The sequence below is a fragment of the Oceanobacter mangrovi genome, assembly GCF_019740315.1.
In the GTDB taxonomy this organism is placed as follows: domain Bacteria; phylum Pseudomonadota; class Gammaproteobacteria; order Pseudomonadales; family Oceanobacteraceae; genus Oceanobacter; species Oceanobacter mangrovi.
Genome location: NZ_JAHXZR010000005.1, coordinates 260,395 through 285,413 on the forward strand (window position 1 = coordinate 260,395; position 25,019 = coordinate 285,413).

24 protein-coding genes and 9 tRNA genes are annotated in these 25,019 nt (G+C 53.3%); 9 read left to right on the forward strand and 24 right to left on the reverse strand.

Annotated elements, in window-relative coordinates; genetic code table 11:
- Nucleotides 1-73 precede the first annotated feature (73 nt).
- Together tgt and queA are read right to left on the reverse strand one after the other, a co-directional pair.
- On the reverse strand, nt 74-1,201 hold the full coding sequence (tgt, locus tag K6123_RS12770; RefSeq protein WP_221798491.1) for a tRNA guanosine(34) transglycosylase Tgt: 1,128 nt from the start codon (nt 1,199-1,201) through the stop codon (nt 74-76).
- Between the two features lie 29 nt (nt 1,202-1,230).
- Nucleotides 1,231-2,301 carry a tRNA preQ1(34) S-adenosylmethionine ribosyltransferase-isomerase QueA gene (gene queA, locus K6123_RS12775; RefSeq protein ID WP_221798309.1) on the reverse strand — a complete coding sequence of 357 codons (1,071 nt, stop codon included), beginning with the start codon at nt 2,299-2,301 and terminating at the stop codon, nt 1,231-1,233.
- A 169-nt stretch (nt 2,302-2,470) separates the two neighbouring features.
- Between queA and K6123_RS12780 the strand changes: the two genes are divergently transcribed.
- The 6 genes from K6123_RS12780 (at nt 2,471) to K6123_RS12805 (ending at nt 5,086) form a co-directional block, all read left to right on the forward strand.
- Nucleotides 2,471-2,557, forward strand: a tRNA-Leu gene (locus K6123_RS12780).
- 39 nt (nt 2,558-2,596) lie between these two features.
- Nucleotides 2,597-2,683, forward strand: a tRNA-Leu gene (locus K6123_RS12785).
- A gap of 87 nt (nt 2,684-2,770) precedes the next feature.
- Nucleotides 2,771-2,857, forward strand: a tRNA-Leu gene (locus K6123_RS12790).
- A gap of 87 nt (nt 2,858-2,944) precedes the next feature.
- Nucleotides 2,945-3,031: transfer RNA gene (locus K6123_RS12795), tRNA-Leu, on the forward strand.
- An 87-nt stretch (nt 3,032-3,118) separates the two neighbouring features.
- A tRNA-Leu gene (locus K6123_RS12800) sits at nt 3,119-3,205 on the forward strand.
- Between the two features lie 255 nt (nt 3,206-3,460).
- On the forward strand, nt 3,461-5,086 hold the full coding sequence (locus tag K6123_RS12805) for a methyl-accepting chemotaxis protein (RefSeq protein WP_221798311.1): 1,626 nt from the start codon (nt 3,461-3,463) through the stop codon (nt 5,084-5,086).
- A gap of 96 nt (nt 5,087-5,182) precedes the next feature.
- On the opposite strand, the gene zapE is transcribed toward K6123_RS12805, so the two are convergent.
- On the reverse strand, nt 5,183-6,298 hold the full coding sequence (gene zapE / locus K6123_RS12810; RefSeq protein ID WP_221798313.1) for a cell division protein ZapE: 1,116 nt from the start codon (nt 6,296-6,298) through the stop codon (nt 5,183-5,185).
- 438 nt (nt 6,299-6,736) lie between these two features.
- On the opposite strand from zapE, the gene cysD reads away from it, so the two are divergent.
- Nucleotides 6,737-7,645 (forward strand): sulfate adenylyltransferase subunit CysD, encoded by a 909-nt coding sequence (cysD, locus tag K6123_RS12815; protein WP_221798493.1) that lies wholly within the window; start codon nt 6,737-6,739, stop codon nt 7,643-7,645.
- Complete coding sequence (cysN, locus tag K6123_RS12820) at nt 7,645-9,252, forward strand: sulfate adenylyltransferase subunit CysN (protein WP_221798315.1); 1,608 nt, start codon at nt 7,645-7,647, stop codon at nt 9,250-9,252. The genes cysD and cysN overlap by 1 nt, the downstream gene beginning before the upstream one ends.
- A 97-nt stretch (nt 9,253-9,349) precedes the next feature.
- On the opposite strand, the gene K6123_RS12825 is transcribed toward cysN, so the two are convergent.
- The 7 genes from K6123_RS12825 to K6123_RS23460 all read right to left on the reverse strand — a co-directional run bounded on the left by K6123_RS12825 (nt 9,350) and on the right by K6123_RS23460 (nt 14,866).
- Nucleotides 9,350-10,096: a TIGR04219 family outer membrane beta-barrel protein gene (locus tag K6123_RS12825; protein ID WP_221798318.1), complete on the reverse strand. Its 747-nt coding sequence runs from the start codon at nt 10,094-10,096 to the stop codon at nt 9,350-9,352.
- Nucleotides 10,097-10,301: 205 nt separating this feature from the next.
- Nucleotides 10,302-11,012 carry a phosphoribosylaminoimidazolesuccinocarboxamide synthase gene (gene purC / locus K6123_RS12830; RefSeq protein ID WP_221798320.1) on the reverse strand — a complete coding sequence of 237 codons (711 nt, stop codon included), beginning with the start codon at nt 11,010-11,012 and terminating at the stop codon, nt 10,302-10,304.
- A 48-nt stretch (nt 11,013-11,060) separates the two neighbouring features.
- The gene (locus K6123_RS12835; RefSeq protein WP_221798322.1) at nt 11,061-11,819 is read right to left on the reverse strand and encodes an MBL fold metallo-hydrolase; all 759 of its coding nucleotides are present in this window, start codon (nt 11,817-11,819) and stop codon (nt 11,061-11,063) included.
- Nucleotides 11,816-12,472 carry an NlpB/DapX family lipoprotein gene (bamC, locus tag K6123_RS12840; RefSeq protein ID WP_221798324.1) on the reverse strand — a complete coding sequence of 219 codons (657 nt, stop codon included), beginning with the start codon at nt 12,470-12,472 and terminating at the stop codon, nt 11,816-11,818. The genes K6123_RS12835 and bamC overlap by 4 nt, the downstream gene beginning before the upstream one ends.
- Nucleotides 12,473-12,476: 4 nt before the next feature.
- The gene (gene dapA, locus K6123_RS12845; RefSeq protein ID WP_221798326.1) at nt 12,477-13,352 is read right to left on the reverse strand and encodes a 4-hydroxy-tetrahydrodipicolinate synthase; all 876 of its coding nucleotides are present in this window, start codon (nt 13,350-13,352) and stop codon (nt 12,477-12,479) included.
- Nucleotides 13,353-13,544: 192 nt separating this feature from the next.
- Entirely contained in the window at nt 13,545-14,621 is a 1,077-nt protein-coding gene (locus K6123_RS12850; protein WP_221798328.1) for an AI-2E family transporter, read from the reverse strand.
- Nucleotides 14,618-14,866, reverse strand: coding sequence for a sulfurtransferase TusA family protein (locus K6123_RS23460; RefSeq protein ID WP_343223991.1), 249 nt, complete (start codon nt 14,864-14,866; stop codon nt 14,618-14,620). The genes K6123_RS12850 and K6123_RS23460 overlap by 4 nt, the downstream gene beginning before the upstream one ends.
- A gap of 146 nt (nt 14,867-15,012) precedes the next feature.
- Between K6123_RS23460 and K6123_RS12860 the strand changes: the two genes are divergently transcribed.
- Nucleotides 15,013-16,458 (forward strand): M48 family metalloprotease, encoded by a 1,446-nt coding sequence (locus K6123_RS12860; protein ID WP_246624772.1) that lies wholly within the window; start codon nt 15,013-15,015, stop codon nt 16,456-16,458.
- Nucleotides 16,459-16,479: 21 nt separating this feature from the next.
- Here the strand turns inward: K6123_RS12860 and nadA are convergent, their stop codons facing one another.
- The 14 genes from nadA to ruvA all read right to left on the reverse strand — a co-directional run bounded on the left by nadA (nt 16,480) and on the right by ruvA (nt 24,899).
- Complete coding sequence (gene nadA / locus K6123_RS12865; protein ID WP_221798334.1) at nt 16,480-17,514, reverse strand: quinolinate synthase NadA; 1,035 nt, start codon at nt 17,512-17,514, stop codon at nt 16,480-16,482.
- 144 nt (nt 17,515-17,658) lie between these two features.
- Nucleotides 17,659-17,734: transfer RNA gene (locus tag K6123_RS12870), tRNA-Lys, on the reverse strand.
- A 25-nt stretch (nt 17,735-17,759) separates the two neighbouring features.
- Nucleotides 17,760-17,835, reverse strand: a tRNA-Lys gene (locus tag K6123_RS12875).
- A gap of 30 nt (nt 17,836-17,865) precedes the next feature.
- A tRNA-Lys gene (locus K6123_RS12880) sits at nt 17,866-17,941 on the reverse strand.
- A gap of 71 nt (nt 17,942-18,012) precedes the next feature.
- A tRNA-Lys gene (locus tag K6123_RS12885) sits at nt 18,013-18,088 on the reverse strand.
- Between the two features lie 59 nt (nt 18,089-18,147).
- Nucleotides 18,148-18,927, reverse strand: coding sequence for a tol-pal system protein YbgF (gene ybgF, locus K6123_RS12890; RefSeq protein WP_221798336.1), 780 nt, complete (start codon nt 18,925-18,927; stop codon nt 18,148-18,150).
- Nucleotides 18,928-18,930: 3 nt separating this feature from the next.
- A complete protein-coding gene (pal, locus tag K6123_RS12895; protein ID WP_221798338.1) occupies nt 18,931-19,503 on the reverse strand; it encodes a peptidoglycan-associated lipoprotein Pal in 573 nt (190 codons plus the stop codon).
- 32 nt (nt 19,504-19,535) lie between these two features.
- Nucleotides 19,536-20,816: a Tol-Pal system beta propeller repeat protein TolB gene (tolB, locus tag K6123_RS12900; RefSeq protein WP_343223992.1), complete on the reverse strand. Its 1,281-nt coding sequence runs from the start codon at nt 20,814-20,816 to the stop codon at nt 19,536-19,538.
- The gene (gene tolA / locus K6123_RS12905; protein ID WP_221798341.1) at nt 20,810-21,679 is read right to left on the reverse strand and encodes a cell envelope integrity protein TolA; all 870 of its coding nucleotides are present in this window, start codon (nt 21,677-21,679) and stop codon (nt 20,810-20,812) included. The genes tolB and tolA overlap by 7 nt, the downstream gene beginning before the upstream one ends.
- Nucleotides 21,672-22,124, reverse strand: coding sequence for a protein TolR (gene tolR / locus K6123_RS12910; protein ID WP_221798342.1), 453 nt, complete (start codon nt 22,122-22,124; stop codon nt 21,672-21,674). Before tolR ends, tolA begins: the two co-directional genes overlap by 8 nt.
- Nucleotides 22,124-22,831, reverse strand: a complete 708-nt coding sequence (tolQ, locus tag K6123_RS12915) for a protein TolQ (protein ID WP_221798344.1) — start codon at nt 22,829-22,831, stop codon at nt 22,124-22,126. Before tolQ ends, tolR begins: the two co-directional genes overlap by 1 nt.
- A gap of 25 nt (nt 22,832-22,856) precedes the next feature.
- A complete protein-coding gene (gene ybgC / locus K6123_RS12920) occupies nt 22,857-23,264 on the reverse strand; it encodes a tol-pal system-associated acyl-CoA thioesterase (RefSeq protein ID WP_221798346.1) in 408 nt (135 codons plus the stop codon).
- The gene (gene ruvB / locus K6123_RS12925) at nt 23,257-24,282 is read right to left on the reverse strand and encodes a Holliday junction branch migration DNA helicase RuvB (RefSeq protein WP_221798348.1); all 1,026 of its coding nucleotides are present in this window, start codon (nt 24,280-24,282) and stop codon (nt 23,257-23,259) included. Before ruvB ends, ybgC begins: the two co-directional genes overlap by 8 nt.
- On the reverse strand, nt 24,279-24,899 hold the full coding sequence (gene ruvA, locus K6123_RS12930; RefSeq protein WP_343223993.1) for a Holliday junction branch migration protein RuvA: 621 nt from the start codon (nt 24,897-24,899) through the stop codon (nt 24,279-24,281). The genes ruvB and ruvA overlap by 4 nt, the downstream gene beginning before the upstream one ends.
- Between the last annotated feature and the right edge of the window lie 120 nt (nt 24,900-25,019).

Consider the following 25,019-nt stretch of genomic DNA (forward strand, 5'->3'; position numbering starts at 1 on the left):
CGGTCCTTGCAACGTCTGCCAGCGACCTGTTTATTCGTGTTTCTGCATCCTCCCGGAACAGACAACACCCTGCTTAATTGCGATCAAGCGGCGGAGTTTCAAGCCCCCGCTTGGCATAAAAGTCATCCACAAAGGCCGCAAATGTACCTTCTTCCAATGACCTGCGCAAACCAGCCATCAGAGTCTGATAATAATGCAGGTTGTGGATACTGTTCAGCGTCGCTCCCAGAATTTCCCGACATTTGTCGAGGTGATAGAGGTAGGCGCGGCTGTAGTTACGACAGGTGTAGCAGTCACATTCCGGATCCACCGGGCCGGTATCCGTGCGGTTGGCAGCGTTACGCAGTTTCAGCACACCGGTCGAAATGAATAGGTGACTGTTGCGGGCATTACGAGTCGGCATCACACAGTCGAACATATCGACACCACGACGAACGCCTTCAACCAGATCTTCCGGCTTGCCGACCCCCATCAGGTAACGCGGCTTATCCTGCGGCATTTTCGGCGTGATGTGCGACAGCACCTTCATCATTTCCGGCTTCGGCTCACCCACGCTCAGGCCACCGATGGCGTAACCGTCAAAACCAATATCCAGCAGCCCGGCCAGCGACTCATCACGCAAGTCTTCGTACATCCCGCCCTGGATAATGCCAAACAGCGCCGACGGATTATCGCCATGGGCAGCTTTGGAGCGGCCAGCCCAGCGCAATGACAGACGCATGGAATCCGCCGCCTGCTTTTCAGTCGCCGGATACGGGGTACATTCGTCAAAAATCATCACGATGTCAGAGCCCAGATCACGCTGCACCTGCATCGAGCTTTCCGGTGTCATCAACACCTTGTCACCATTCACCGGCGACTGGAAAGTCACACCTTCTTCAGTGATCTTGCGCATATCACCGAGGCTGAACACCTGAAAACCGCCGGAGTCGGTCAGAATCGGTTTATCCCAGCCGATAAAATCGTGCAGGTCACCGTGCAACTTGATGACTTCGGTACCTGGACGCAGCATCAGGTGAAAAGTGTTGCCCAGAATGATCTCTGCACCCAGCTCCTTGACCTGGTCGGGGTTCAGTCCTTTTACCGATCCATAAGTTCCCACCGGCATGAAGGCCGGTGTCTGAATATCTCCGCGCGGAAAGGATACGGTGCCGCGACGGGCAAAACTGCCATCATCCGTTTTGTGCAGGGTAAAGTTCATGGCGCACTGGCGCTGGCTGTTATCTGAACTCATTCAGATTCATCTCCACAAAGGTTGGAACCTTGCTCAATCATCTGGCAAGGCTGGGTCAGCAACATGGCATCACCATAACTGTAAAAACGGTAACCCTGTTCGACCGCATGGCGGTATGCCGCCAGCGTGTACTGCTGACCAGCAAACGCCGATACCAGCATGATCAGGGTGGATTCCGGCAAATGAAAGTTGGTGACGATGGCATCGACCGAACGGAATTGGTAGCCAGGATAGATAAAAATCCGGCTGTCACCGGCAAATTCGGCGATTTCACCGGAAGTACTGGCACTTTCCAGGCTGCGCACCGAGGTTGTTCCGACTGCAATCACCCGTTTACCCGCAGCCCGCGTGGCTTTTACCGCTGCTGCAACTTCAGCGCTGACTTCAATGTATTCCGAGTGCATTTCATGCCGGGTGACGTCATCAACCTTGACTGGCTGGAAGGTACCGGCACCCACATGCAGGGTCACGAACGCGGTATTAACACCCTTGGCCCGAATTGCCTCCAACAGGGGTTCATCAAAATGCAGGCCTGCTGTTGGAGCCGCCACCGCCCCCGGTTTTTCAGCATAAACCGTCTGGTAACGCTCGCGGTCAAACTCGCTGTCGTCGCGTTCCATATAGTGCGGCAAGGGAATATGGCCAGCGCGATCAAGCAGCTCGAGGATGCTTTCCTGTTGTGGAAATTGCACCAGAAACAGATTCGCCTGGCGCCCCAGCACCGTCAGCTCGACACCGGCAACGACCAGCGTCTGGCCTTCTTTAGGAGAACGGGAAGCGCGAATATGAGCCAGCGCCTGATTGCCGTCCAGAATCCGTTCAACCAGCATTTCTATTTTGCCGCCACTGGCTTTTTCACCAAACAGCCGCGCCGGAATCACCCGGGTGTTGTTAAACACCAACAAGTCGCCCGCTGCCAGAAACTCCAGCAGATCTACAAATTTACCGTCCCGCAGCTCGCCGCTGACGCCATCCAATTGTAATAACCTGGAAGCGCTGCGTTGCTCAGCCGGAAAACGGGCGATCAGCTCATCAGGAAGTTCGAAAAAAAAGTCGCTGGTTTTCATCAGATATTGCAGTAGGTATACAGAGGAAAACCGACCAGCCACTGCCAGTCGATCAATGAAGCCTAAGATTACAGAAGCAAATCCGCTAAGTTAAGGAAATAACTTAAAAAAATGTTTGACCGGCGAAAATAGATCAGTAATATACGCGGCCACTGACAGCTACTAACGAGCCAGAGTGGCGAAATTGGTAGACGCAGGGGATTCAAAATCCCCCGCCTTTGCGGGTGTGCCGGTTCGAGTCCGGCCTCTGGTACCAGAACTCCGTAAAGTAGCTGTTAGCGGGTAGCTCCGAAAAGCCCAGGTGGTGGAATTGGTAGACACGCTGTGTTCAGGTCGCAGTGAGCTTACGCTCGTGAGAGTTCGAGTCTCTCCCTGGGCACCAAACTTATCTTGTTATCAAATAAGTATTGGTGCTACTACACTGATCAGGACAGTCAAATCCTGAACTGGAAAAGCCCAGTATAAAAATGCCCAGGTGGTGGAATTGGTAGACACGCTGTGTTCAGGTCGCAGTGAGCTTACGCTCGTGAGAGTTCGAGTCTCTCCCTGGGCACCAACCTTCTCTCGTTATCGTTTGAATGTTGGTGCTGACACACTGATCAGGACAGTCAAATCCTGAACTGGAAAAAACCAGTATAAAAATGCCCAGGTGGTGGAATTGGTAGACACGCTGTGTTCAGGTCGCAGTGAGCTTACGCTCGTGAGAGTTCGAGTCTCTCCCTGGGCACCAACCTTCTCTTGTTATCGTTTGAATGTTGGTGCTGGCACACTGATCAGGACAGTCAAATCCTGAACTGGAAAAACCCAGTATAAAAATGCCCAGGTGGTGGAATTGGTAGACACGCTGTGTTCAGGTCGCAGTGAGCTTACGCTCGTGAGAGTTCGAGTCTCTCCCTGGGCACCAACCTTCTGAACAGAAGTTGGTACATCTCTGGATCGGTTCAGTTCCAATCTAAATACCCAAAGATTTCTTATCTCAGCCCCAATGGATCTTCAAATATCCAGGCCGTTATCGCATTGACGTTTTAGCCCAAGACCCAACCAGTACAAAATAATTTTTTAGGCTACTCTATACTAAAAGCTAGCCAATCCAGTCCTGTTCTACAATTTGCAATCTGACAACTTTGACTAAGCTTTAACTGAGCTTCGAGGAGTCAGCATGCCCCTACAACAAAAACAAAACGGCCTGATCGCCATTGCCAGCGGTACCATTGCAGGTATTGCCACAGGCTACGGCTTCAGCATCTTCACCTCCAGCAGCAACATACCGACAGCTATCGCGGCGGCGGCAATCAGCGTCTTGGTGATTCACTTCAGCCATCAACGCAGCCAGCAACTACTCCTGAAACAAATCAACAACCCGTCACACCCTGTCAACAGCTTGCCGCCGGCCTATAGAAAAATCGGTCAACAACTGTCCGACAGCCGTACTCTCAAGCAGCAGCTTTCCGAACACAGTGGTCGCATCGCTATCGCCGCAGCAGAAATGTCGCATGCTGCTGACAAAATGCGCGAAAAAATTCATGAGGAGGTTGAGGATACAGGCCGCATTGTTATGTCAGCCCAGCAAATATCCGATGCTGTCAACTCGATGGTCTCACAAACCCAAGAAGCCGCTCAGGCTGCCGATCAAGCCAAACAGTTGAATCTGTCGGGTAAAAAGGCGGTCGATGCCACCATTCCACAAATGGAGGGCACTCGTAATCAGGTCAACGCCAATGCGGAACTCATTGCCCAACTGGAAAGCAAATCCGAACAGATCAAGTCCGTCACCCGAGTCATCAGTGACATTGCCGAACAAACCAATCTGCTGGCACTGAATGCTGCCATCGAAGCAGCCCGCGCTGGTGAGCAAGGCCGAGGATTTGCGGTTGTCGCCGACGAAGTACGGGCGCTGGCAGCCAAAACGTCCAGCGCTACCGAACAGATTGGCGAAACCGTCACACAGATAAACAGTGCTATCAAAGATGCTGTCGCCAATAGCAAACGCCTGACAGTTGTTATCGACGAAGGGGTCAGCATGACCCAAACAGTCAGTGCACGCCTCAATGAAATCTATCAACGCTCGGAAGAAATCCAGTACAGCGTCAATGCCATTGCCGAAAACGTGCAAAACAACAGCTCTCACATCCAGCAAATATCCAGCATTGTTGGAGATACTCGTAGCCGCCTGGAGCTGACCGAGAAAGAAATTTCTTCCATTTCAGATCAGTCACTACAGTTATCTGAAACCGCTGAACGTATTTATGAAGCCTTCAGCGATGGCGAACTCGGCCATATTCACGATGCTGCCAAATCCGAAGCAGAACAAGCAGCCAGGACAATTGGTGAACTATTTGAGCGAGCTATTGATAACGGCAAACTGTCGATTGAGGATGTGTTTGATACCAACTACCAGACCATCCCCAACACCAAACCGAAAAAATATAATACCCGTTATGACCGCTTTACCGACGAGCAACTGCCGGCAATTCAGGAACCCATTTTGCAGCGCCATCAGGAAATAGCCTACGCAGGCGCAGTCGACGTTAATGGCTATTTCCCGACCCATAACAAGCGTTATAGCCAGCCGTTAACCGGTAACATGGAGAAAGACCTTCTAAACAGCCGTACCAAACGCATTTTTAACGACCGTACCGGCCTGCGCTGCGGCCAGAACAAACAGGCATTTTTACTGCAAACCTACAAACGCGATACCGGCGAAGTGATGCACGACCTGTCAGTTCCCATCATGGTCAAAGGCAGACACTGGGGTGGCTTTCGTATTGGTTATCGGTCGAAGTAAACAGAGTCTTTGGCAAACCGTAGCGACCAAACAACAACCAATAAAAAACGCAGCCATAGCTGCGTTTTTTATGTTATCCAGGCCATTAGAACTGGATCAGTCGCACTTGTGCTCACGCACCAAATAATCATGAGACTGCATTTCCAGCATCCGTGACGTGGTACGCTGGAATTCAAACTCCAACTTGCCGGTTTCGTAAATATCCGGGATGGCCGCATCCGCCGTCATCACCACTTTGACACCACGATCGTAAAACTCGTCGATCAGGTTGATAAAGCGACGTGCCAGGTCGTCGTTCTTGACCCCCATCACAGGTACGTTGGAAATCAGAATAGCGTGGAACAACTTACCCAGCTCGATATAGTCATTCTGTGAGCGCGGGCCATCGCACAAGGCATTAAAGTCGAACCAGGCAACATCCTCGCAAACCGCCCTAACCGGAATGTTACGCCCCAGAACTTCAACATGGGTATTCAGTTCAACCTGACGCATATCAGGAACCAACCCTTCGAAGCTTTTTTTCAGCGCAGCTTCAGCCGCTTCTGACAGCGGGAAGTGGTACAGGTTAGCCTGCTCCAGGGTACGCAAACGGTAGTCAACACCACTATCCACGTTAACGACTTCGGTAAACTTGTTCAGCAGTTTGATCGCAGGAATAAAACGATCACGCTGCAAACCATCCTTGTACAGGCCGTCTGGCACAATATTGGAGGTTGCCACCAGGGTTACACCACGATCAAACAGTTCCTGCATCAGGCCAGCAAGGATCATGGCATCCCCGATGTCAGATACAAAGAACTCGTCGAAGCAGATCACTACGGCTTCCGCAGCGATACGATCAGCAACAATAGTCAACGGGTTTTTGGCCCCGGCCAGACCTGTCAGCTCATGATGCACTCGCTGCATAAAACGGTGGAAGTGTGTGCGCATTTTCCGCTCGAACGGCAGCGCATGGTAGAAGGTATCCACCAGATAGGTTTTGCCACGACCAACACCACCCCAGAAATACAAGCCCTTTTCGGGCTCCGGCTTCTTGCGACTGAATTTGCCACCCAGCTTGCCAATAAAACCCTTGTTCGTTCGACGTTCTTCCGCCGCAACCAGGTCTTCGAACAGTCGTTGCAAATGCTTGACTGCCATCTCCTGCGCAGAGTCATAGGAAAAATCGTCTCGTTTGAGATCAGCTTGATACAGCTCCCAGGGGGTCGACACGGGCTAACTCCATCGAAATATCGGGATGGTTAAAAGGCGGGAGCGAAATGTATCCGACCGGGCCGAAAACTTCAAATTGACATAGGTCGTTGATAAAGGAAAAGACTGTATTTTTGCCAGCTTTGCCCGAGAAATCGATCATGGACAAACCAGCAAATAACCATAGAAGAAACCGGGTAAATGGATCAATATCTGCCCCAATGCATACTAAAAGACCATTTTCAGGCCACTTTGCACCATCAGATACAAGCCATACGGCTCTTGCAGAACCGGAAACTGTAAACACCCATATAATTATAACCAAATGGTATTGATACTACCTTCTTATATGCCCCCTCACTTGATATAGTCCCCGGCAAATTCAAATAGCTGGGCCAGCAGCCGGACGCAGGCACGCCGAACCAGCCATCATTTCCAACCTCGAGACATCGTCCCATGATTAGTGACTACCATCTCACGCACCTCAAGCAACTGGAGGCGGAGAGTATCCATATCATCCGCGAAGTGGCTGCCGAGTTTGATAACCCGGTAATGCTGTACTCCATCGGTAAGGACTCAGCAGTCATGCTGCACCTTGCCCGCAAGGCGTTTTTCCCAGGCAAGCCACCATTTCCTCTGCTGCACGTGGATACCACCTGGAAATTCCGCGAAATGATCGAATTTCGTGACAAGATGGCAAAAGAAGTTGGCATGGACCTGCTGGTTCATATCAACCAGGAAGGCGTTGAGCAGGGCATTGGCCCCTTCACTCACGGCTCCTCCAAGCATACCGACGTGATGAAAACCCAGGGTCTGAAACAGGCACTGGACAAGTACAAGTTTGATGCGGCCTTTGGTGGCGCTCGTCGTGATGAAGAAAAATCCCGCGCCAAGGAGCGTGTGTACTCCTTCCGCGACAGCAAGCACCGCTGGGACCCGAAAAACCAGCGCCCGGAGCTGTGGAATATCTACAACGGCAAGGTAAACAAGGGCGAATCCATTCGTGTATTCCCACTGTCCAACTGGACCGAGCTGGATATCTGGCAATACATCTACCTGGAAAACATCGCCATTGTGCCGCTGTACTTCTCTGACAAGCGTCCGGTTGTTGAACGTGATGGCATGCTAATCATGGTTGACGACGAACGCATGCCACTGAAAGAAGGCGAAGTACCGGAAATGAAATCCGTACGCTTCCGTACTCTGGGCTGCTACCCACTGACTGGCGCGGTTGAATCCGAAGCAGCAACGCTGCCGGAAATCATCCAGGAAATGCTGCTGACCACCACCTCCGAACGTCAGGGCCGTGCAATTGACCACGACTCATCCGGCTCCATGGAGAAGAAAAAGCAAGAGGGTTACTTCTGATGTCCCACCAGTCCGATCTGATTTCCAGCGACATTCTGGAATACCTGAAGCAGCACGAAAACAAGGAGCTGTTGCGCTTCCTCACCTGCGGTAACGTAGACGACGGCAAATCCACCCTGATTGGTCGTCTGCTGTACGATTCCAAGATGATCTACGAAGATCAGCTGGCATCCGTGACCAAAGATAGCGCCAAAGTGGGCACCACTGGCGATCGTCCTGATCTGGCGCTGCTGGTTGACGGTCTGGCCGCTGAGCGTGAGCAAGGCATTACCATCGACGTGGCCTACCGCTACTTCTCGACTGCCAAGCGCAAGTTCATCATCGCCGACACCCCGGGGCACGAACAGTACACCCGTAACATGGCGACCGGTGCATCTACCTGTCAGCTGGCGATCATCCTGATCGATGCTCGTTACGGCGTTCAGACCCAAACCAAGCGTCACAGCTTTATTGCTTCGCTGCTCGGCATCAAACACGTGGTAGTTGCGATCAACAAAATGGACCTGATGGATTTCGATCAGACCCGTTTTGAAGAAATCCAGCGCGACTATCTGGAGTTCGCCAAGAAGCTGAACCTCAGCGATATTCGTTGTGTGCCTATGTCTGCACTGGATGGTGACAACGTCGTTGAACGCTCTGAGCGAGCCCCCTGGTACACTGGCCAGACCCTGATGGAAATTCTGGAAAGTGTGGAAATCGCCGAAGACAAAAACTTCGACAACTTCCGCTTGCCAGTCCAGTACGTTAACCGTCCAAACCTCGACTTCCGTGGTTTCTGCGGCACCATCGCAGCAGGCGTTGTACAGCCAGGCGACACCATCATGGCGCTGCCGTCACAGAAAACCAGCAAGGTTGAACGCATCGTTACCTTTGATGGCGACCTCGACAAAGCCTTTGCGGGTCAGTCCATCACGCTGACTCTGGAAGATGAAATCGACATCTCCCGTGGTGATGTGATCGTCAAAATCGACGACCAGCCAATCGTTGGCAATCGCTTTAATGCCGACATCGTCTGGATGACCGAAAAAGCCATGGTGCCAGGCCGTCCATACGATCTGAAATTTGCTTCCAGCAGCAGCACCGGCAGCTTCAGCAAGATTCACCATCTGGTGGACGTCAACACGCTGGAGCAAAGCCTGGCCGATGAAGTCAAACTGAACGAGATTGCACTGGTTGAAGTGGCGCTGGACAAGTCAGTTCCGTTTGATGCCTACAACAAGATCCATGGCACTGGCGCTTTCATTGTTATCGACCGTTTGACCAACGTCACAATTGGCGCTGGCATGATCGTTGGCGAATCCACTGCATCTGACAGCAGTGAAGCAGTTAGCGCTGTTGAGAAGGCCCGTCGCTTCAACCAGAAGCCTGCCGTAGTGGCAATCAATGCCAGCAATGCAGAAACTCTGGTAAATGCCCTGGATCGTCGTCTGTTTGAAATGGGACGTCTGGCTGCCATTGGCACTGCCGAGTCTGCCCTGATCCTCAAAGAGGCGGGTCTGGTGGCCCTGGTAGCTGGCGGCGCTGACGGTGCAGATATCAGTATCGCTGCTGAAGGTCATTCAGTAGACAGCCTGATAGCCGACCTGCAGGAACAAGGCATCATTTAAGGGTACCTCCTGTACAGACACTGCTGGGTCAAACCGGCAGGCATAAAAAAAGCGGCTGAGAAGCCGCTTTTTTTATGCCTGGAATTCAGATCAGTAATCAGAAACCAACGGACAGGGAGGCACCGTAATACATGCCTGAAATATCCAGATCTGTTTCAATATCGGTATCGTCCGGATCAGTTTGCAGGGTCATCTTGCGGTAACCGGCTTCCAGCCCCAGATCCACCACCGGAATCGGCAGAATATAACCCAGACCGTAACTGATATCAGACAGCTTGTTGTCGCCATAACCGACATAGTTGATATCGGCACTGGCGTACAAGCCAAACGGGGTATCAATTTTCAACTCGCCGTAAACCATTGGCAGCACAAAATCCAGATCCACTTGCTGATATTCAGTAGCACTGCGAACTTCAGCAGAGCCATCAAATTGACGGCCGGTCAGACCGAAGTTGATATCAACGTACGGTACCGGCAATGGCAAACCCCAGTACAGGGTCAGGTCGGTATGGCTCAGATCCAGTTTGCTGTCGACATCACCACTAAAGGTTTGATCATTGAAACTCGCGGTCGCAACACCACTACCTTCCACTTCCAGGCTGGTCTGCTTCAGCTTTACATTCGGCAGAAATGGCACAGGATGCTCAAAGAACACCGTAATCTGCTGGCCGTTTTCCTCCTTCATGTTGAGGCCATCGCCTTCAACAGACAAACCATTGTCCAGCTGGCCTGTTGGTTCTGCCTGCCAGACACTGCCCTTGGCACCCAGCGTGAACAACAAATCAGCGTGAGCAGACAGTGGAGCAAGTGCAGCAATTCCAGCTGCAATCAGGGTCTTTTTCATAATCAGGATCCTGTTCCCATACGGTTTACAGTGTTGGTTACTTCCAGAAATCCGGTCGCGACGAAAATCGCTGTGCCTGGCGTCCTGGCGGGTATCGTTACAGCTTAGCAAAATGATATGTCGATGCTCTGACAAAAGGTACATCTTGCTGAATTTCAGGCATAAAAAAACAGGCTTGCGCCTGTTTTTCGGGTCCCGCAATGAATCAGAACTGCACGCCAATACGACGGCCAACTTCTTCATAACCTTCGACAACGTTACCCAGCCCCTGACGGAAGCGGTCCTTGTCGAGTTTTTCACGGGTTTCCTTGTCCCACAGACGACAACCGTCTGGAGAGAATTCGTCACCCAGTACGACTTCACCCTTGTACAAACCGAATTCCAGCTTGTAATCAACCAGCATCAGACCACCCTGATCGAACATGGCCTTCAGTACCTGGTTAACCTGGAAGGTCAGTTCTTTCATGCGGTTCAGGTGGCTTTCTTCGGCCCAGCCGAAAGAGCGAGCGTGGTATTCGTTGACCATAGGGTCACCCAGCGCATCGTTCTTCAGGAACAGTTCAAATGTTGGTGGATCCAGCTCAACACCTTCATCCACGCCCAGACGACGACACAGGCTGCCAGCAGAAACGTTACGAACCACACACTCCAGCGGGATCATATCCAGACGCTTGACCAGAGATTCAGTATCAGACAGCAGGGTTTCGAAGTGAGTCGGAATACCGGCTTCGGCCAGCCTGGTCATAATGAAAGCGTTGAACTTGTTATTGACCATGCCCTTGCGATCCAGCTGCTCGACCTTTTTACCGTCGAACGCTGAGGTATCGTTGCGGAACTCCAGAACCATCAGGTCCGGGTCGTCTGTGCTGTACACCGATTTGGCCTTACCGGAGTAAAGCAATTCGCGTTTTTCCATGGGAATCTCCGCAGAAGATTTAGCTAACGTATAACTTGTTGTCTCAGACTAGATTTCACGCCAGCCTGAAATATCGTCCTGAGGCAGCAGCGAAACCTGTTCGGCTGCCGCACCAATATATTCTGACAAGGTTGCAATCACCCGTTCCGGATGATTGTTCTTTTCGCTGATGTGCCCGGCGGTCAGATGCAATAAGCCAGGCCAGCGTATCCTCTGGATCAGTTCGGCACACTGGGCGTTGCTCAGATGACCGAACGGCCCTGCCACCCGTTTTTGCAAACTCGGCGGATAAGGACCATTACGTAACATTTCCGGGTCGTGATTGGCTTCCAGCTGTAAACCATGACAGCCTTGGTAAGCTTCGATCACATGCGGTGTCAGTGAGCCAAGATCCGACAGCACCCCCACTCGCCTGCCGCTGGCTTCAGCAACAAACTGCAGAGGTTCCTTGGCGTCATGTGGCACAGTGACCGCAGCGACCTTCATACCAGCAATATCCAGCAGCTCACCACCACTGACAGGACGCCACAACCGATGTTCGATCCAGCCCATTTTGATGGCAGTTCCGACCGAACAATAGAGTGGCGAATCCACCAACTCAGCGACTGCCATTGCTCCCTTGGCATGGTCAGCATGCTCGTGGGTGACCAAAATAGCTTCCAGACAATGGGCGTCAGCACTGGCAGCCTGCAAGCGCGAGATCAGGTTTTTGCGGCTAAAACCGCAATCAATCAACACACTGCGGCTGCGATATTCTATCAGGGTCGAATTCCCCTTGCTGCCGCTGCCGAGGGAAATGTATCTCACTGGTTCAGTTGTTGCTGAATCTGCTCAAACACTGACAACGCCAGCTGGTCATCTGCCAGCTGATCAACATCCGACAGCAACGACAGGAAAACCCCGTTGTGGGCCCGGTTCATTTTCAGCAAATAATTCTGGCTCGCCTCGTCATCACTGGAAGACCAGAGGCGATCCCACCAGCTGCGAGTGTCTTCTTTTGCCGGCTGGGGAATTTCCAGATACCAGGTACCAATACTGCGATTAAGATCGGTCATACGCAGACTGGATGCAGCAATAGCATCCGTGACCTTGGCCCAGGCGTAGGCAAAGTTGCCATCCAAACGCAGGATCTGGCTGCCGGAGCCATCACGGTCCAACCTTGGATTCAACTCCAGCGAAGTCATGTCTTTCAGCGAGGCAACCTGAGGCTCATTGTTTTCTTCCTCTTCCTGCAAGGCTGCAGGCTGGGGAATTTCAAATGAATCCGGCTGCTCTACCGCCATGGACAGAGCCGGAATAGGTAAAGCATCGGCTTTGGCGAGCGGCTGACCTTGCTGATCGACCGCTTCCTTGCTTTCTGTTGTTGTCAGATAGTCATCGGCACGATCCCGAAAACGATCACCAAACAGGGTGCTGCACCCCGACAAGGCCAGCAGCCCCAGCAACAGCAAATACTTCATAAAATCAGATCAGTTCCAGAGCTTTCAGAGCCAGTTCAACCTTGGGAGCGTAACGGGCATCCATTTCTACCAGCGGCAGACGGATACCGTTTTTCATCAGACCCATACGTGCCAGTGCCCATTTGACCGGAATCGGGTTGGCTTCGCAGAACATACCATTGTGCAGTGGCATCAGGGTTTCCTGCAGCGCACGAACTTCGTCAGCCTTGCCGTCCAGTGCCAGCATGCACATGTCGTGCATCAGCTTTGGAGCGACGTTGGCAGTGACGGAGATGTTGCCCTTACCGCCTGCCAAAATCAGCTCGTGACAGGTTGGATCATCTCCGGAATACACCGCCATACGATCACCAACCAGTTCGATCAGCTTGCGAGCACGGTCGATATCGCCGGTTGCTTCCTTGATCGCAACGATTTGCTCAACATCGGCCAGCGCAGCAACGGTTTCCGGCAGCATGTCACAACCGGTACGACCCGGTACGTTATAAAGCCACAGGGGAATGTCCACGGCTGCCGCAATGGCTTCGTAGTGTTTGATCAGGCCACGCTGTGGTGGCTTGTTGTAATAAGGAGTCACCAGCAAGCAGGCATCTGCGCCCAGCAGCTTAGCTTCCTGGGTCAGCTCGATAGCCTCAGTGGTGCTGTTGGCTCCGGTACCAGCGATGACCGGACGACGACCCGCCACCCGTTTGACTACTCGCTCAATTACTGCGCAGTGTTCCTCGGTTGACAGGGTAGCGGACTCACCAGTGGTTCCAACAGGCAGAATTGCATCGGTACCATTCTTGATGTGGAAGTCCACCAGGCCGTCGAGAGCTTCCCAATCCAAGGACCCGTCGGAATGCATCGGGGTTACCAATGCGACAATGCTGCCGGTGATCATCAATACTTACTCCACATGACAAACAGGCTCCTGTGAATGACCATTGTCAGGAGCCCCAAAAGACAAGAGCGCAATACTACTGGCGCGAATCGGTAGTGACAAGCACGGACTCTGGCTCTGTGAAAGATAGTGCCAGTCCGGCATCAAAACCGGTAAAAACATGACTCCGGGAAAGCAACCAAACAACGCAGGTCAGTCTTCAACTGCCGCAGTATGCTCCATGTGATGGCCTGGCCAGGCTTGCAAGACAGCCTTGAACAAGGTCGCCAACGGAATCGCAAAAAACACGCCCCAAAAGCCCCACAGCCCACCGAATACCAGCACCGCCACAATAATGGCTACCGGGTGCAGGTTCACCACCTCAGAAAACAACAATGGCACCAGCACGTTACCGTCCAGCGCCTGAATAATGCCATACACCACCATCAGGTAGACGAAGTCGTTGGTCCAGCCCCACTGCACATAGCCAACCAGTGCGATCGGTACGGTTATCACGGCGGCACCGATATAGGGAACCAGCACCGACAAGCCAACACCAATCGCCAACAGCGCCGCGTAATCCAGCCCCAGCACCAGGAAAGCGCACCAGGACACCAGCCCAACCACCAGAATCTCGATCACCTTGCCACGAATGTAATTGGCGATCTGCAAATCCATTTCATACCAGACGTCATCCAGCATCTTGCGCTGGCGCGGCAGAAACGACACACACCAGTTCACAATCGCCGACGAATCCTTCAACAGGAAAAACACCAGGATTGGCACCAGTACACAGTAAATCAGCATCGCCATAAAAGCAGTCAGGCCGGAAATCGAGAAACTCAGCGCCAGCTGCCCCATTGAAGACAACTCGTCCTTGGCCTGGTTCACCCAGCTTTGTACCTGATCGGTCGAAATCAGATCCGGGTATTGCTCCGGTAATAACATCAACAGCGCCTGGCCCTTGCTGGCCATGCGCGGCAACTCGTAAAAGAACTGCGACAACTGGGTCCAGGTGGCCGGCAAAATAATGAACAGCAAGGTCAGCATCACGCCAACAAACATCAGGAACACCACAATGGTCGCGGCCAGATGGCCAAACCCGCGGCGCTTGAGAAATTGCATACTGCCCTGCAACAGATAAGCAATCACCACCGCCGTTAAAAATGGCGCCAGCACCTTGCCCATCAGCATCACGATGGCCAGAAAGGCCGTCAGCAATAACAACAGCAACAAGGCTTCTTCATTGGAAAAATACCGGTCAATCCAGCGCCGGAATACCTGAATCATTGTTTGTCTCCCTTTCTGATCCAGTAACAATAACCTGCTGTTGTTTCTTCAGCTGCCAGCAACTCATGCTCCGACATCTCAATATAGCGGGGAATATCACGCCAGGAACCGGCATCGGTGGCTTTGACCAACAAAACTTTACCGCTTTCCATTGTTTTGAGAGTCAGTTTGGTTTTCAACAGAGGCAGCGGGCAGCTAACATCCGTCACATCAAGAAGATGATCGGTTGGAAAGGATTGGGACACTCGTTTTGACTTCCGCTTTTGTCGATGAAACTTACCGTGTCGGATAATCTCAAACGGGCAAGATAAAATAAAGCCGCCATCCCGGCACCGTGATGGTCGCCAGCACCACTTCCAGCCACTACTGACACCAAACAACAGGATTCCTTTTGCAGCGTTTATCAGCCACTCTGCTACTCGCCTCCGGACTGGCGCTTGCGACGCCCGCCGATGCCGCCAGCAATGATCTGCCAGCACTGGGTGATGCCGCGTCATCCTATGTTTCGCTGCAACAGGAACATGACCTTGGTCGCACCTGGTTGAGACAGCTGCGTGCCAATGCCAGAACCATTGACGACCCACTGGCGATCGAATTTCTGGAAGATCTGGCGTTTCGCCTGATTCCCTACAGCAACGCCCCGCAAGATTCCTTTGAGTTTGTGGTGATCGACAAGGCTGAATTAAACGCCTTCGCAGTACCTGGCGGTATTATTGGAATCAACCTCGGTATCCTGCTGTTTGCCAATGACGAAGATGAACTGGCCGGGGTGATGGCCCACGAACTGGCACACCTTAGCCAGCGCCATTTCGCTCGCCAGATTGAACGTGCCAACCAGCGCGAACCGGTTGCCATAGCGACCTTGCTGGCCAGCATCCTGCTGATCGCCATGTCCGACAACCCGCAGGCCGGTATTGCCGGCTTGATGGCAGGCCAAGCCGCAGAAATCCAGAACCAGTTGGCTTACAGCCGAGACTGGGAGCGCGAAGCTGACCGTATTGGCATCAGCACTCTGGCTGACGCCGGCTTCGACCCCGAAGCCATGCCCGACATGTTTACCCTGATGCAGGCCGCCAGCCGTATTGGTACCAAACCACCGGAATTTCTGCTGACCCACCCACTGACCATGAACCGGATTTCCGATGCCCAGGCCCGTGCCGACGGTTATCCACGCAAGGATCGCCAGCGTGGTTTCGATTTTGAAGTACTGAAAAACCGGGCCCGCATGCGTTACCAGCTGACCGACGAAAAAATCAAACCCACTTTTGAACTGGAAAGTGATAACTCCGACAAATTGATCGCCAGCGCGGCTCATTTCAGCCTGGCCGAATATGCCCTGCACCAGAATCAGCCCGCCCAGGCCTTGCAGCAACTGCAACAGATTGACGGCCAATATCAGCAAGACCCAGCCAGCATCAGCCTACTGGCGCTAACCCTGACAACACTGGGACAAGCCGACAAAGCCCTCGAAGCCATTCAGGCCGCACTGCACTATTTCCCGGACAGCTACGTTCTGCAAAGCACCAAGGGAGATATTCTGACAGTCACAGGCAAATACGCTGATGCCACCGCCCTGTTGCGAAAACTCGCCGAACAACGCCCAACCACTCCTGGCGTCTGGTTCCAGCTCAGCCGAGCTGCCGGCGCTGCCAGACAGAATGTGCTGGCCTATCACGCCAATGCCGAATACCTGTATCTGAATGGCAAGCAGGCCGAAGCTGGCCGCCAAATGGATCTAGCCATCAAGGAAGCGGGCAAACAAGGCGACTTTCAAAGACAAGAGGCGCTCAAAGAGCGCCTCAAACAGATTTCATCCAGCCCACAAAAGCTTGGTTAGCATGAATTGATCAAGGCCTGATCAGGCCTTGAAATCGAGCATCCGCTGCAAGCTGCGGATCGCATCGCGACGCAGCGCTTCTGAAACGAAAATTTCCTGCGAACCATTCTCCAGCACTTCTGCCACATTACGCAGGCTGTTCATTGCCATCCAGGGGCAATGAGCGCAGCTGCGACAGGTCGCGCCATTACCGGACGTCGGCGCTTCAATCAGCAACTTGTCAGGCACCGCCTGTTGCATCTTGTAGAAAATCGCCTTGTCAGTGGCAACGATCAGAGTGTCGTTTGGCAACTCACGGGCCGCCTTGATCAACTGACTGGTCGAGCCAACGGCATCAGCCATTTCAACCACAGATTGCGGCGACTCAGGATGCACCAGCACTGCAGCGCCCGGATAAACCTGCTTGAGATCCTGCAGCCCCTGGGCCTTGAACTCATCGTGAACGATACATTCACTGTTCCACAGAATCATGTCAGCACCGGTTTGGCGACGCACATAGTCACCCAGGTGACGATCCGGTGCCCAGATCAGCTTTTCGCCCTGGCCATGAAGGTGAGACACCACATCCAACGCAATACTGGACGTTACCACCCAGTCAGCCCGCGCCTTTACCGCAGCAGAAGTATTCGCGTACACCACCACAGTGCGATCCGGATACTGATCACAGAAAGCAGAGAACTCATCAACCGGACACCCCAGATCCAGTGAACAGGTCGCTTCCAGCGTCGGCATCAAAACGCGCTTTTCCGGGCTCAGAATCTTGGCAGTTTCACCCATAAAGCGAACACCAGCGACGACCAGAGTGCTGGCCGGATGATTGGCACCAAAGCGCGCCATTTCCAGCGAATCCGCAACACAGCCACCAGTAGCTTCTGCCAGCGCCTGAATTTCAGGGTCAGTGTAATAGTGCGCAACCAGCACAGCATCTTCACGCTGCAGCAGCTCCCTGATTTCAGCCTTGTACTGGCTGGCTTGCTCTGGAGTCAGTGCTGGCTCAGGGTTAGCCCAGAAATCCTGCACAATATGCCGCTGTTCTTGAGTATCTTGCTGGGACATAGGGTTCTCTGCTTGTTTCATAGCCATTCGCGCTGAGCGGCAGTGTAACACAGCCACCCGGCTGAACCTGGATCTGCGGCACGAACAATGTGCGCCATCCAGAAACGAAAAAGGGAGAAAGCCAGGCTTTCTCCCTTCAGGAATTGGTGGGTCGTGCTGGATTCGAACCAGCGACCAATTGGTTAAAAGCCAACTGCTCTACCAGCTGAGCTAACGACCCATACCTTTGAAAACTGTTTTTGAATTGGTGGGTCGTGCTGGATTCGAACCAGCGACCAATTGGTTAAAAGCCAACTGCTCTACCAGCTGAGCTAACGACCCACATTCAAAAATTATTGCAGTGAGGAAAAGTGGTGGGTCGTGCTGGATTCGAACCAGCGACCAATTGGTTAAAAGCCAACTGCTCTACCAGCTGAGCTAACGACCCACATTTTTCTGCACCTAGTGCAATCAGCCTTCGGCCACTTCAACACACCCTGATCAGGTCAGGTTGGAAAGTGGTGGGTCGTGCTGGATTCGAACCAGCGACCAATTGGTTAAAAGCCAACTGCTCTACCAGCTGAGCTAACGACCCAAAGGAGGCGCATATAATACTTAGATTTTGCCTCCCTGCAACCCCTTTTTTTAAAAAAATTAAGGGTTTACAGAAAGTTTTTTCAAATAGGCTTCAGCCAGCCGAACAGTACCCGGTGCAGAATCCTTATATTGTTCGATAACCTTCTGCAGCCACTGACGTGACTCTTCATCCTTACCGGAACGATGCAGAGTGACGCCATACTTGTAGCTGGCATCGGCCGCCTTGCCATGCTGAGGATATTGATCAACCACTGTCTTGAAGTTGGTCAGGGCGCTATCGAACTGGCCACGCACCAGCAATATCTCACCATTCCAGTAATAGGCATTAGCCACCAGTTCACTGTCCGGATACTGCTGGACGAACTGATCAAATGCCTGATTGGCTTGCTCAAACTTTTTGTCGCGTACCAGCTGCATCGCAGCACTATAGGCCTGTTCGGCGCTCTGGCCGTTAACCGGCGCGGCTGTCGCAGCCTGTTCAACCGCCTGCTGCTCGGTTTCAGTGGTGAGGAAGACAATACGGCGATCAAGATCGAGATACCGATTGTCGCTGTCCTGACGCAATTCACGAATCAGATTGCCCTGCTGCTCAAGCTGCTCACGCAAGGAAGCAATTTCCTGCTGCATCTGATCCATCTGCATCAGCATTTCATTGACCAGCGAGGAGTCATTTTCGGCAGCTTGGGAATTGATAACGACGGGGGATGTCGACGGCGAAGCGACTGCTTCTGAGGAGGAGGCCGGAGCCACCGCCGGGGCGGCTCCTACCGAGACCCACTCTTCCGCCGCGGCACTGACGCTGATCGCCAGTGCACAGAGGACGATATGGGGTTTCATCGATTATTTGCTCTGGTATTTCAGCTCAACACGACGGTTTTTGGCCCAGGATGCTTCAGTGTGCCCCATGGAAACCGGACGCTCTTCACCAAAGCTGACAACTTCCAGTTGGCTGGCGCTGGCACCGTTAGCCAACAGGAAACGACGCACAGCCATACCACGACGCTCACCCAGAGCCAGGTTGTATTCAACAGTACCGCGCTCGTCAGCATGGCCTTCCAGAACTACGCGAGCAGAACCGTTGGCAGCCAGGTAAGCAGCGTGAGCCATCAGGGCAGCCTTGGAATCGCTCTTGATGGTGCTCTGGTCAAAGTCGAAGTAGAAAACAGTTTGCTCCATCAGAGCAGCTTCGGCCTGAGACATCTCAGAGTCCATGGCTTCACCGGCAACCGCAGCAGTATCAACTGCAGTGGTGCTGGCATCGTTGGCAGCAGTTTCTGTGCTGGTAGTAGCCTGAGTAGTTGTGCTGGTCGCGGAGGCTTCACCTTCGTTGATTTCGCCAGTGCTTGAACACGCGGCTACCAGCAGTGCGCCCAGCGTCAATCCCAAAGCCTTGTACAATGCATTCTTTTGCATAACTGTCTTCCCACTCCACTCGATGGTTTTATTTAGAAAATTGGTGACCACGCAGGCTCTCTTACGTCGCCATACTTGGACGGCAAACGGAATTTGACGTCACCATCCACAGATACTGCAGCCAGAATACTGCGATCTGCCTCGCTGGCAGCGTAAATTACCATACTTCCATTAGGTGCAACACTGGGCGACTCATCCAGCTGGGTATCAGTCGTCAGGGTCTGCACCATACCGCTGCGCAGATCCTGCGATGCGATATGGAAGTTTTCACCCACCCGGTGAACGTATATCAATTTACGGCCATCGTCCGTGACGCGTGCCCGTGCATTGTAATTACCTTCGTATGTCAGCCTCTTGACCGCCTTGGTAACACTGTCCAGTTCATAAATTTGCGGACCACCAGCACGGCTAGAGGTAAACACCAGACGACGATTATCGGTCAGCCACTGCGGCTCGGTATCAATCGCATAGTGATTGGTAAGACGTTCGGTCTTACGGGTGTTCAAGTCAAGGACATAAATGTCCGGATTGCCCAGATTGGAGTTTACAAAGGCCAACTTTGTCCCATCTGGTGAAAAAGCCGGGGCACTGGTCGATCCCTTCATTTGCAAAACCATTTCCCGCTTGCCGGTCGCCAGCTCCTGAAAATAGATCGCACTGCGGCCGGATTCGAATGACACATAGGCGACTTTCTTGCCGTCTGGCGCCCAGGCCGGAGAAATAATGGGCTGCTTCGAGGTAAAAATCAGCTGCTCGCGAGCACCATCGGCGTCGGCGTAATTGAGGTTAAAGCGATCACGCTGGCGATTGGTGGTGACGTAAATCAGCTTGGTGGCAAACACGCCCGGAATACCGGTCAGCTTCTTGAACACATAATCACTGATGTAGTGGGAAATATCCCGTAACTGACTGGCCTTGCCCTTGACCCGATGACGTAGCAATTCAACCTTCTGATGTACGTCCAGCACATGGAATTCGACCGCGTAACCCCCGGCATCCTGGGAAATCCGGCCAATCACCAGAAAGTCCTGCCGCAGGTTGCGCCAGTCGGAATAGGACACCTGATCGACAGCCGTCGGACGCGCCACCATATTGGCTTCCGGCATCACCCGGAAATAACCGCTACTGCCGAGATCATTAGCCACCACACCACTGACATCTTCCGGCAGCGGCGTGCTGCCCTGCCACTGGAACGGCACAATCGCAATGGGAATCGCGGACTGTTTGCCCTGGGTGACTTCAATCACCAGTTCTGCCCTGCTGAGGTTGGCAAGCATGAATATCAGCAGCACACTGAACCATCGAATTACCACGTTGCGTTCTCCGGTCTGAAAGTAAAACTGAATGTCCGGAAGTTCTTTTCAAAAATCCGGACGTCTTGCGGCACCGGCAAGGGTGACGCCTTCATCACCGCCTGTTCGACTGAACGATCCAGTGCGGTATTCCCACTACTCTTGATGACCGACACACTGATCACTTCGCCGGTCGGCACCAGATTTACTCGCACCGACACCTCCATATCCGGTGCCACGCCCGGTGGATACATCCAGGCGCGGCTTACCTTGGCCATGATCTGCGACTCAAAACTGCTGATCGCCTCCTGATCTTTGGCGGCCTGTTCTTCTTGCTGCTGGCGTTGCTGTAACTCCCGCTCAGCCTGCTCGGCGGTCAGACGTTCCAGCATCGCCTGCTCCTCTGCCAGTTGACGCTGCAAATCAGCTTCCTGCGCCTTGCGGTCAGCCTCCGCTTTAGCCGCAGCCGCTTCTGCCTGTTTCTTGCGATCGGCAGCCGCTTTGGCGGCATCATCTTTGGCTTTTTTCTCACGCGCCTGCTGTTCGGCCAACTGCTTTTTCTTCAAGGCGATTTCAGCATCACGCTGCTTTTTGGCAGCCGCATCCGCCTCTTGCTTGCGTCTGGCAGCCAGTTCGGCCTGCCGTTTACGCTCTGCCGCAGCCCTGGCTTGTTGGGCCTGCACATCCTGCTGTTTCTTGCGCTCCGCCGCAGCCTGATTGGGTTGCTGAACCACAGTCGCGGTAATGTGTTTTGGTACCGGCTGGGCAATATGCCGTTCGTCAGCCGGCCACTGAAACCAGAACAAACCCGCTACCAATATGTGCAGAATAACGGCAGCAATAATTGCGGGCGTGTAGGACGATGGATTGAACGGCTTAGCCACGACCACCTTCCGGGTCCGGCGCTTCGGTAATCAGACCAACATCCTGTAAACCGATCGCCTGCAAGCCGCCCAACAAGGCAACAACCTTGCCGTACGGCACCTGATCATCGCCGCGCACCATCACCCGGGTCGTCGCAACCTCGGTTTTGACTTTCTGGATATAGCCCTGCACCTGCGCCAACGTCATGGCAGCCGGTTCGCCTTCCTCGCGTTCGAGGAAATAGCGCCCCTCACGATCCACAGCAACGATCAGGGTGTTGTCATCCGGCTCGATTTCCGTGGGTGTGGCTTCTACCTGAGGCAGATTCACCGGCACGCTTTGCACCAGCATCGGTGCCGTCACCATAAAAATAATCAGCAGTACCAGCATGACATCGATGTAGGGCACCACATTGATGTCAGCCATCGGCCGACGCTTGGGCGCCGGAGGCTGCATTGGTTCCATTATTTGGCTCCCGCCGCAGGCTTGGCTCCCTGTTTGAGACGCAGCGCCTGACGGTACAACAGCGAGGAAAATTCGTCGGCAAAGGTATTCATGCCAGTCGTCAGCTGATCAACCCGGGTGGCAAAACGGTTATAGAAAATCACCGCTGGAATCGCCGCCAACAAGCCCATTGCCGTTGCCACCAGCGCTTCAGAAATACCCGGAGCGACCGTCGCAATGGTCGCCTGCTTGACTGATGCCAGACCGTGGAAAGAACTCATAATGCCCCACACAGTACCGAACAGGCCGATGTACGGACTGGTTGAACCCACTGTCGCCAGCATTGGCAAATGAGCGTCCAGTACTTCAGTCTCACGGGTGATAGCAATCCGCATGGCGCGCTGACAGCCCTGAATCACCGCATCCGGGTCCTGGGTGCTTTGCTGACGCATTTTGCCGAATTCTTTCAGGCCCGCCATAAAAACGTTTTCGACGGAACTGGTGGCATCTTTCGCCTGGCATTCACGGTAGAGATCATTAAGATCCACACCAGACCAGAAGCGATCTTCAAAGTCGTGCAACTGGGCGCGACTGGCACCCAGCAAGCGGCTGCGCTGAAAAATCACCACCCAGCTGCCCAATGAGGCCATCAATAACAGCAGCATCACCAGCTGAACCACAATGCTGGCGTTGGCAATCAGACCAAAAATAGATAAAGAGTCGTTCACTTTGGCTCCTGCAAATCTGCTGAAATTAACTCTGGATGATTTCGAGAATGTTTCCGGGAATCGCCAGCGGCTTGCCCGCTGTCGACATACAGGCAATAGTGACCCCGGCCTGCACTAATAATTCCGTTTCGCCAGTGACATTGTGACGCACTACCTGATGGCTGATGCCCAATCTGGCCTTGCCAATGGTCTCAATCCTGAGCGTTACCGTGAGGGCGTCGTCCAGCCTTGCAGGCTTGCGATATTTGGCATCCACTGCGGTCACCACAAACAGCACACCCTGTTCACGCAGCACTTCCTGGCTGATACCCATGGCCCTCAGCCACTCGGTACGAGCGCGCTCGGTATAACGTAAATAGTTGGCGTAATAAACGATGCCTCCGGCGTCGGTATCCTCGATATAGATACGCACCGGCCATTCAAATTCAGTCATTATTAGTTCCAAAACGATCTGGCAGGCTCAGGCCAAAATGCAGGTACGCCAGCTTGGTGGCAGTGCGGCCGCGGGGCGTGCGGGTGATATAGCCCTGTTGCATCAGATACGGCTCCAGTACGTCTTCGATGGTATCGCGCTCCTCACCAATGCTGGCAGCCAGACTGTCGACCCCGACCGGACCGCCGTCGTATTTTTCCATCAAGGTCAGCAATAGCCGCCGGTCCATATGATCAAAGCCCTGCGAATCGACATTGAGCATATTCAACGCCAGATCCGAGCACTGCTTGTCGACCGCACCATTACCCTTGACCTGGGCATAGTCACGTACCCGCCGTAACAAGCGGTTGGCGATTCGTGGAGTACCACGGGAACGACGGGCAATTTCTGCTGCACCCGCTTCGTCCACCTGTAAACCTAACAGGCGTCCAGACCGAGACACAATATGCGTCAGGTCCGGGACATTGTAAAACTCCAGCCGCTGCACAATGCCGAAACGGTCACGCAGTGGTGACGTCAGCAGACCAGCCCGGGTGGTTGCCCCGACCAGGGTAAACGGCGGCAAATCGATTTTGATCGAACGGGCGGCAGGGCCATCACCCACCATAATATCCAGCTGATAGTCTTCCATTGCCGGGTACAGGACTTCTTCAACAGCGGGATTCAAACGATGGATTTCGTCGATGAACAGCACATCACCGGCTTCCAGATTGGTCAGCAAGGCAGCCAGATCTCCGGCTTTCTCCAATACCGGGCCAGAGGTCGACTTGATCGAAGCACCCATCTCCTCAGCAATGATGTTGGCCAACGTGGTTTTACCCAACCCGGGCGGGCCAAACACCAGCGTGTGATCGAGCGCTTCCTTACGGGCGCGGGCTGCGCCAATAAAGATTTCCATCTGTTCCCGCACCACCGGCTGACCAATGTAGTCTTGCAGCCGCTTGGGACGAATGGCGCGATCCTGCTGTTCCTCACCAGGCGTTGAAATCGGGCTGATAAAACGATCGGTTTCTATCATGCGTTACCCAAACTGTTTCTGAGCGCCAGACGAATCAGCTCTTCCGGCGTGGTTGCCTGCCCGGCAACCTTGTTAAGCATTTTGGCAGCCTCAGTGGGCTTGTAGCCGAGTGCGATCAGGGCTGATTCAGCTTCCATCAAAATAGCATCCGCCGCTGCCACTTCCTGCTGGCTAACGGCATCCCACAACGGCCCCGGCGTTTGCCATTCTTTCAGACGGTCACGCATTTCGACGATCAGACGCTCAGCGGTTTTTTTGCCAACCCCCGGCAGCTTGGTCAGCGCGTTGATGTCTTCGGCATGAACACACTGGGCAAAGGAATTAACGTCCATCCCCGACAGTATCGCCAGCGCCAGCTTGGGACCCACACCACTGACCTTGATCAGGGTACGAAACAGCGTGCGCTGGCCCTTGTCGCTGAAACCATAGAGTTGATGGGCGTCTTCACGAATCGCCAGGTGGGTGTACAGAATGACCGGATCACCAATACGGCCCAATACCGCACAGGTGGAAATAGGAGCCTGAAGTTCGTAGCCCACACCGGCCACGTCAATCAGAAGGTCAGGAGCAGATTTTTCAAGCAGAATTCCCTGCAAGCGGCCGATCATAGTATTCATTACCAAGCTGGAAAGCGGCCTAGCCTATCAGCAAACTGAAGCAAGTCTCAATACGCCGACGACAGAGGGCGTTTTCAATGAGTAATGCGGTTCTGCTGAGAACCGGTTGGCTTCAGAACA

Coding starts and splice junctions, on each gene's coding strand:
- queA (WP_221798309.1), bottom strand. CDS start 2,301: ATGAAAACCAGCGACTTTTTTTTCGAACTTCCTGATGAGCTGATCGCC.
- ruvB (WP_221798348.1), bottom strand. CDS start 24,282: ATGATAGAAACCGATCGTTTTATCAGCCCGATTTCAACGCCTGGTGAG.
- purC (WP_221798320.1), bottom strand. CDS start 11,012: ATGGAAAAACGCGAATTGCTTTACTCCGGTAAGGCCAAATCGGTGTAC.
- bamC (WP_221798324.1), bottom strand. CDS start 12,472: ATGAAGTATTTGCTGTTGCTGGGGCTGCTGGCCTTGTCGGGGTGCAGC.
- pal (WP_221798338.1), bottom strand. CDS start 19,503: ATGCAAAAGAATGCATTGTACAAGGCTTTGGGATTGACGCTGGGCGCA.
- K6123_RS12805 (WP_221798311.1), top strand. CDS start 3,461: ATGCCCCTACAACAAAAACAAAACGGCCTGATCGCCATTGCCAGCGGT.
- cysN (WP_221798315.1), top strand. CDS start 7,645: ATGTCCCACCAGTCCGATCTGATTTCCAGCGACATTCTGGAATACCTG.
- dapA (WP_221798326.1), bottom strand. CDS start 13,352: ATGATCACCGGCAGCATTGTCGCATTGGTAACCCCGATGCATTCCGAC.
- tolR (WP_221798342.1), bottom strand. CDS start 22,124: ATGGAACCAATGCAGCCTCCGGCGCCCAAGCGTCGGCCGATGGCTGAC.
- tgt (WP_221798491.1), bottom strand. CDS start 1,201: ATGAACTTTACCCTGCACAAAACGGATGATGGCAGTTTTGCCCGTCGC.
- K6123_RS12825 (WP_221798318.1), bottom strand. CDS start 10,096: ATGAAAAAGACCCTGATTGCAGCTGGAATTGCTGCACTTGCTCCACTG.
- ybgF (WP_221798336.1), bottom strand. CDS start 18,927: ATGAAACCCCATATCGTCCTCTGTGCACTGGCGATCAGCGTCAGTGCC.
- K6123_RS12850 (WP_221798328.1), bottom strand. CDS start 14,621: ATGATTCAGGTATTCCGGCGCTGGATTGACCGGTATTTTTCCAATGAA.
- ybgC (WP_221798346.1), bottom strand. CDS start 23,264: ATGACTGAATTTGAATGGCCGGTGCGTATCTATATCGAGGATACCGAC.
- ruvA (WP_343223993.1), bottom strand. CDS start 24,899: ATGAATACTATGATCGGCCGCTTGCAGGGAATTCTGCTTGAAAAATCT.
- nadA (WP_221798334.1), bottom strand. CDS start 17,514: ATGTCCCAGCAAGATACTCAAGAACAGCGGCATATTGTGCAGGATTTC.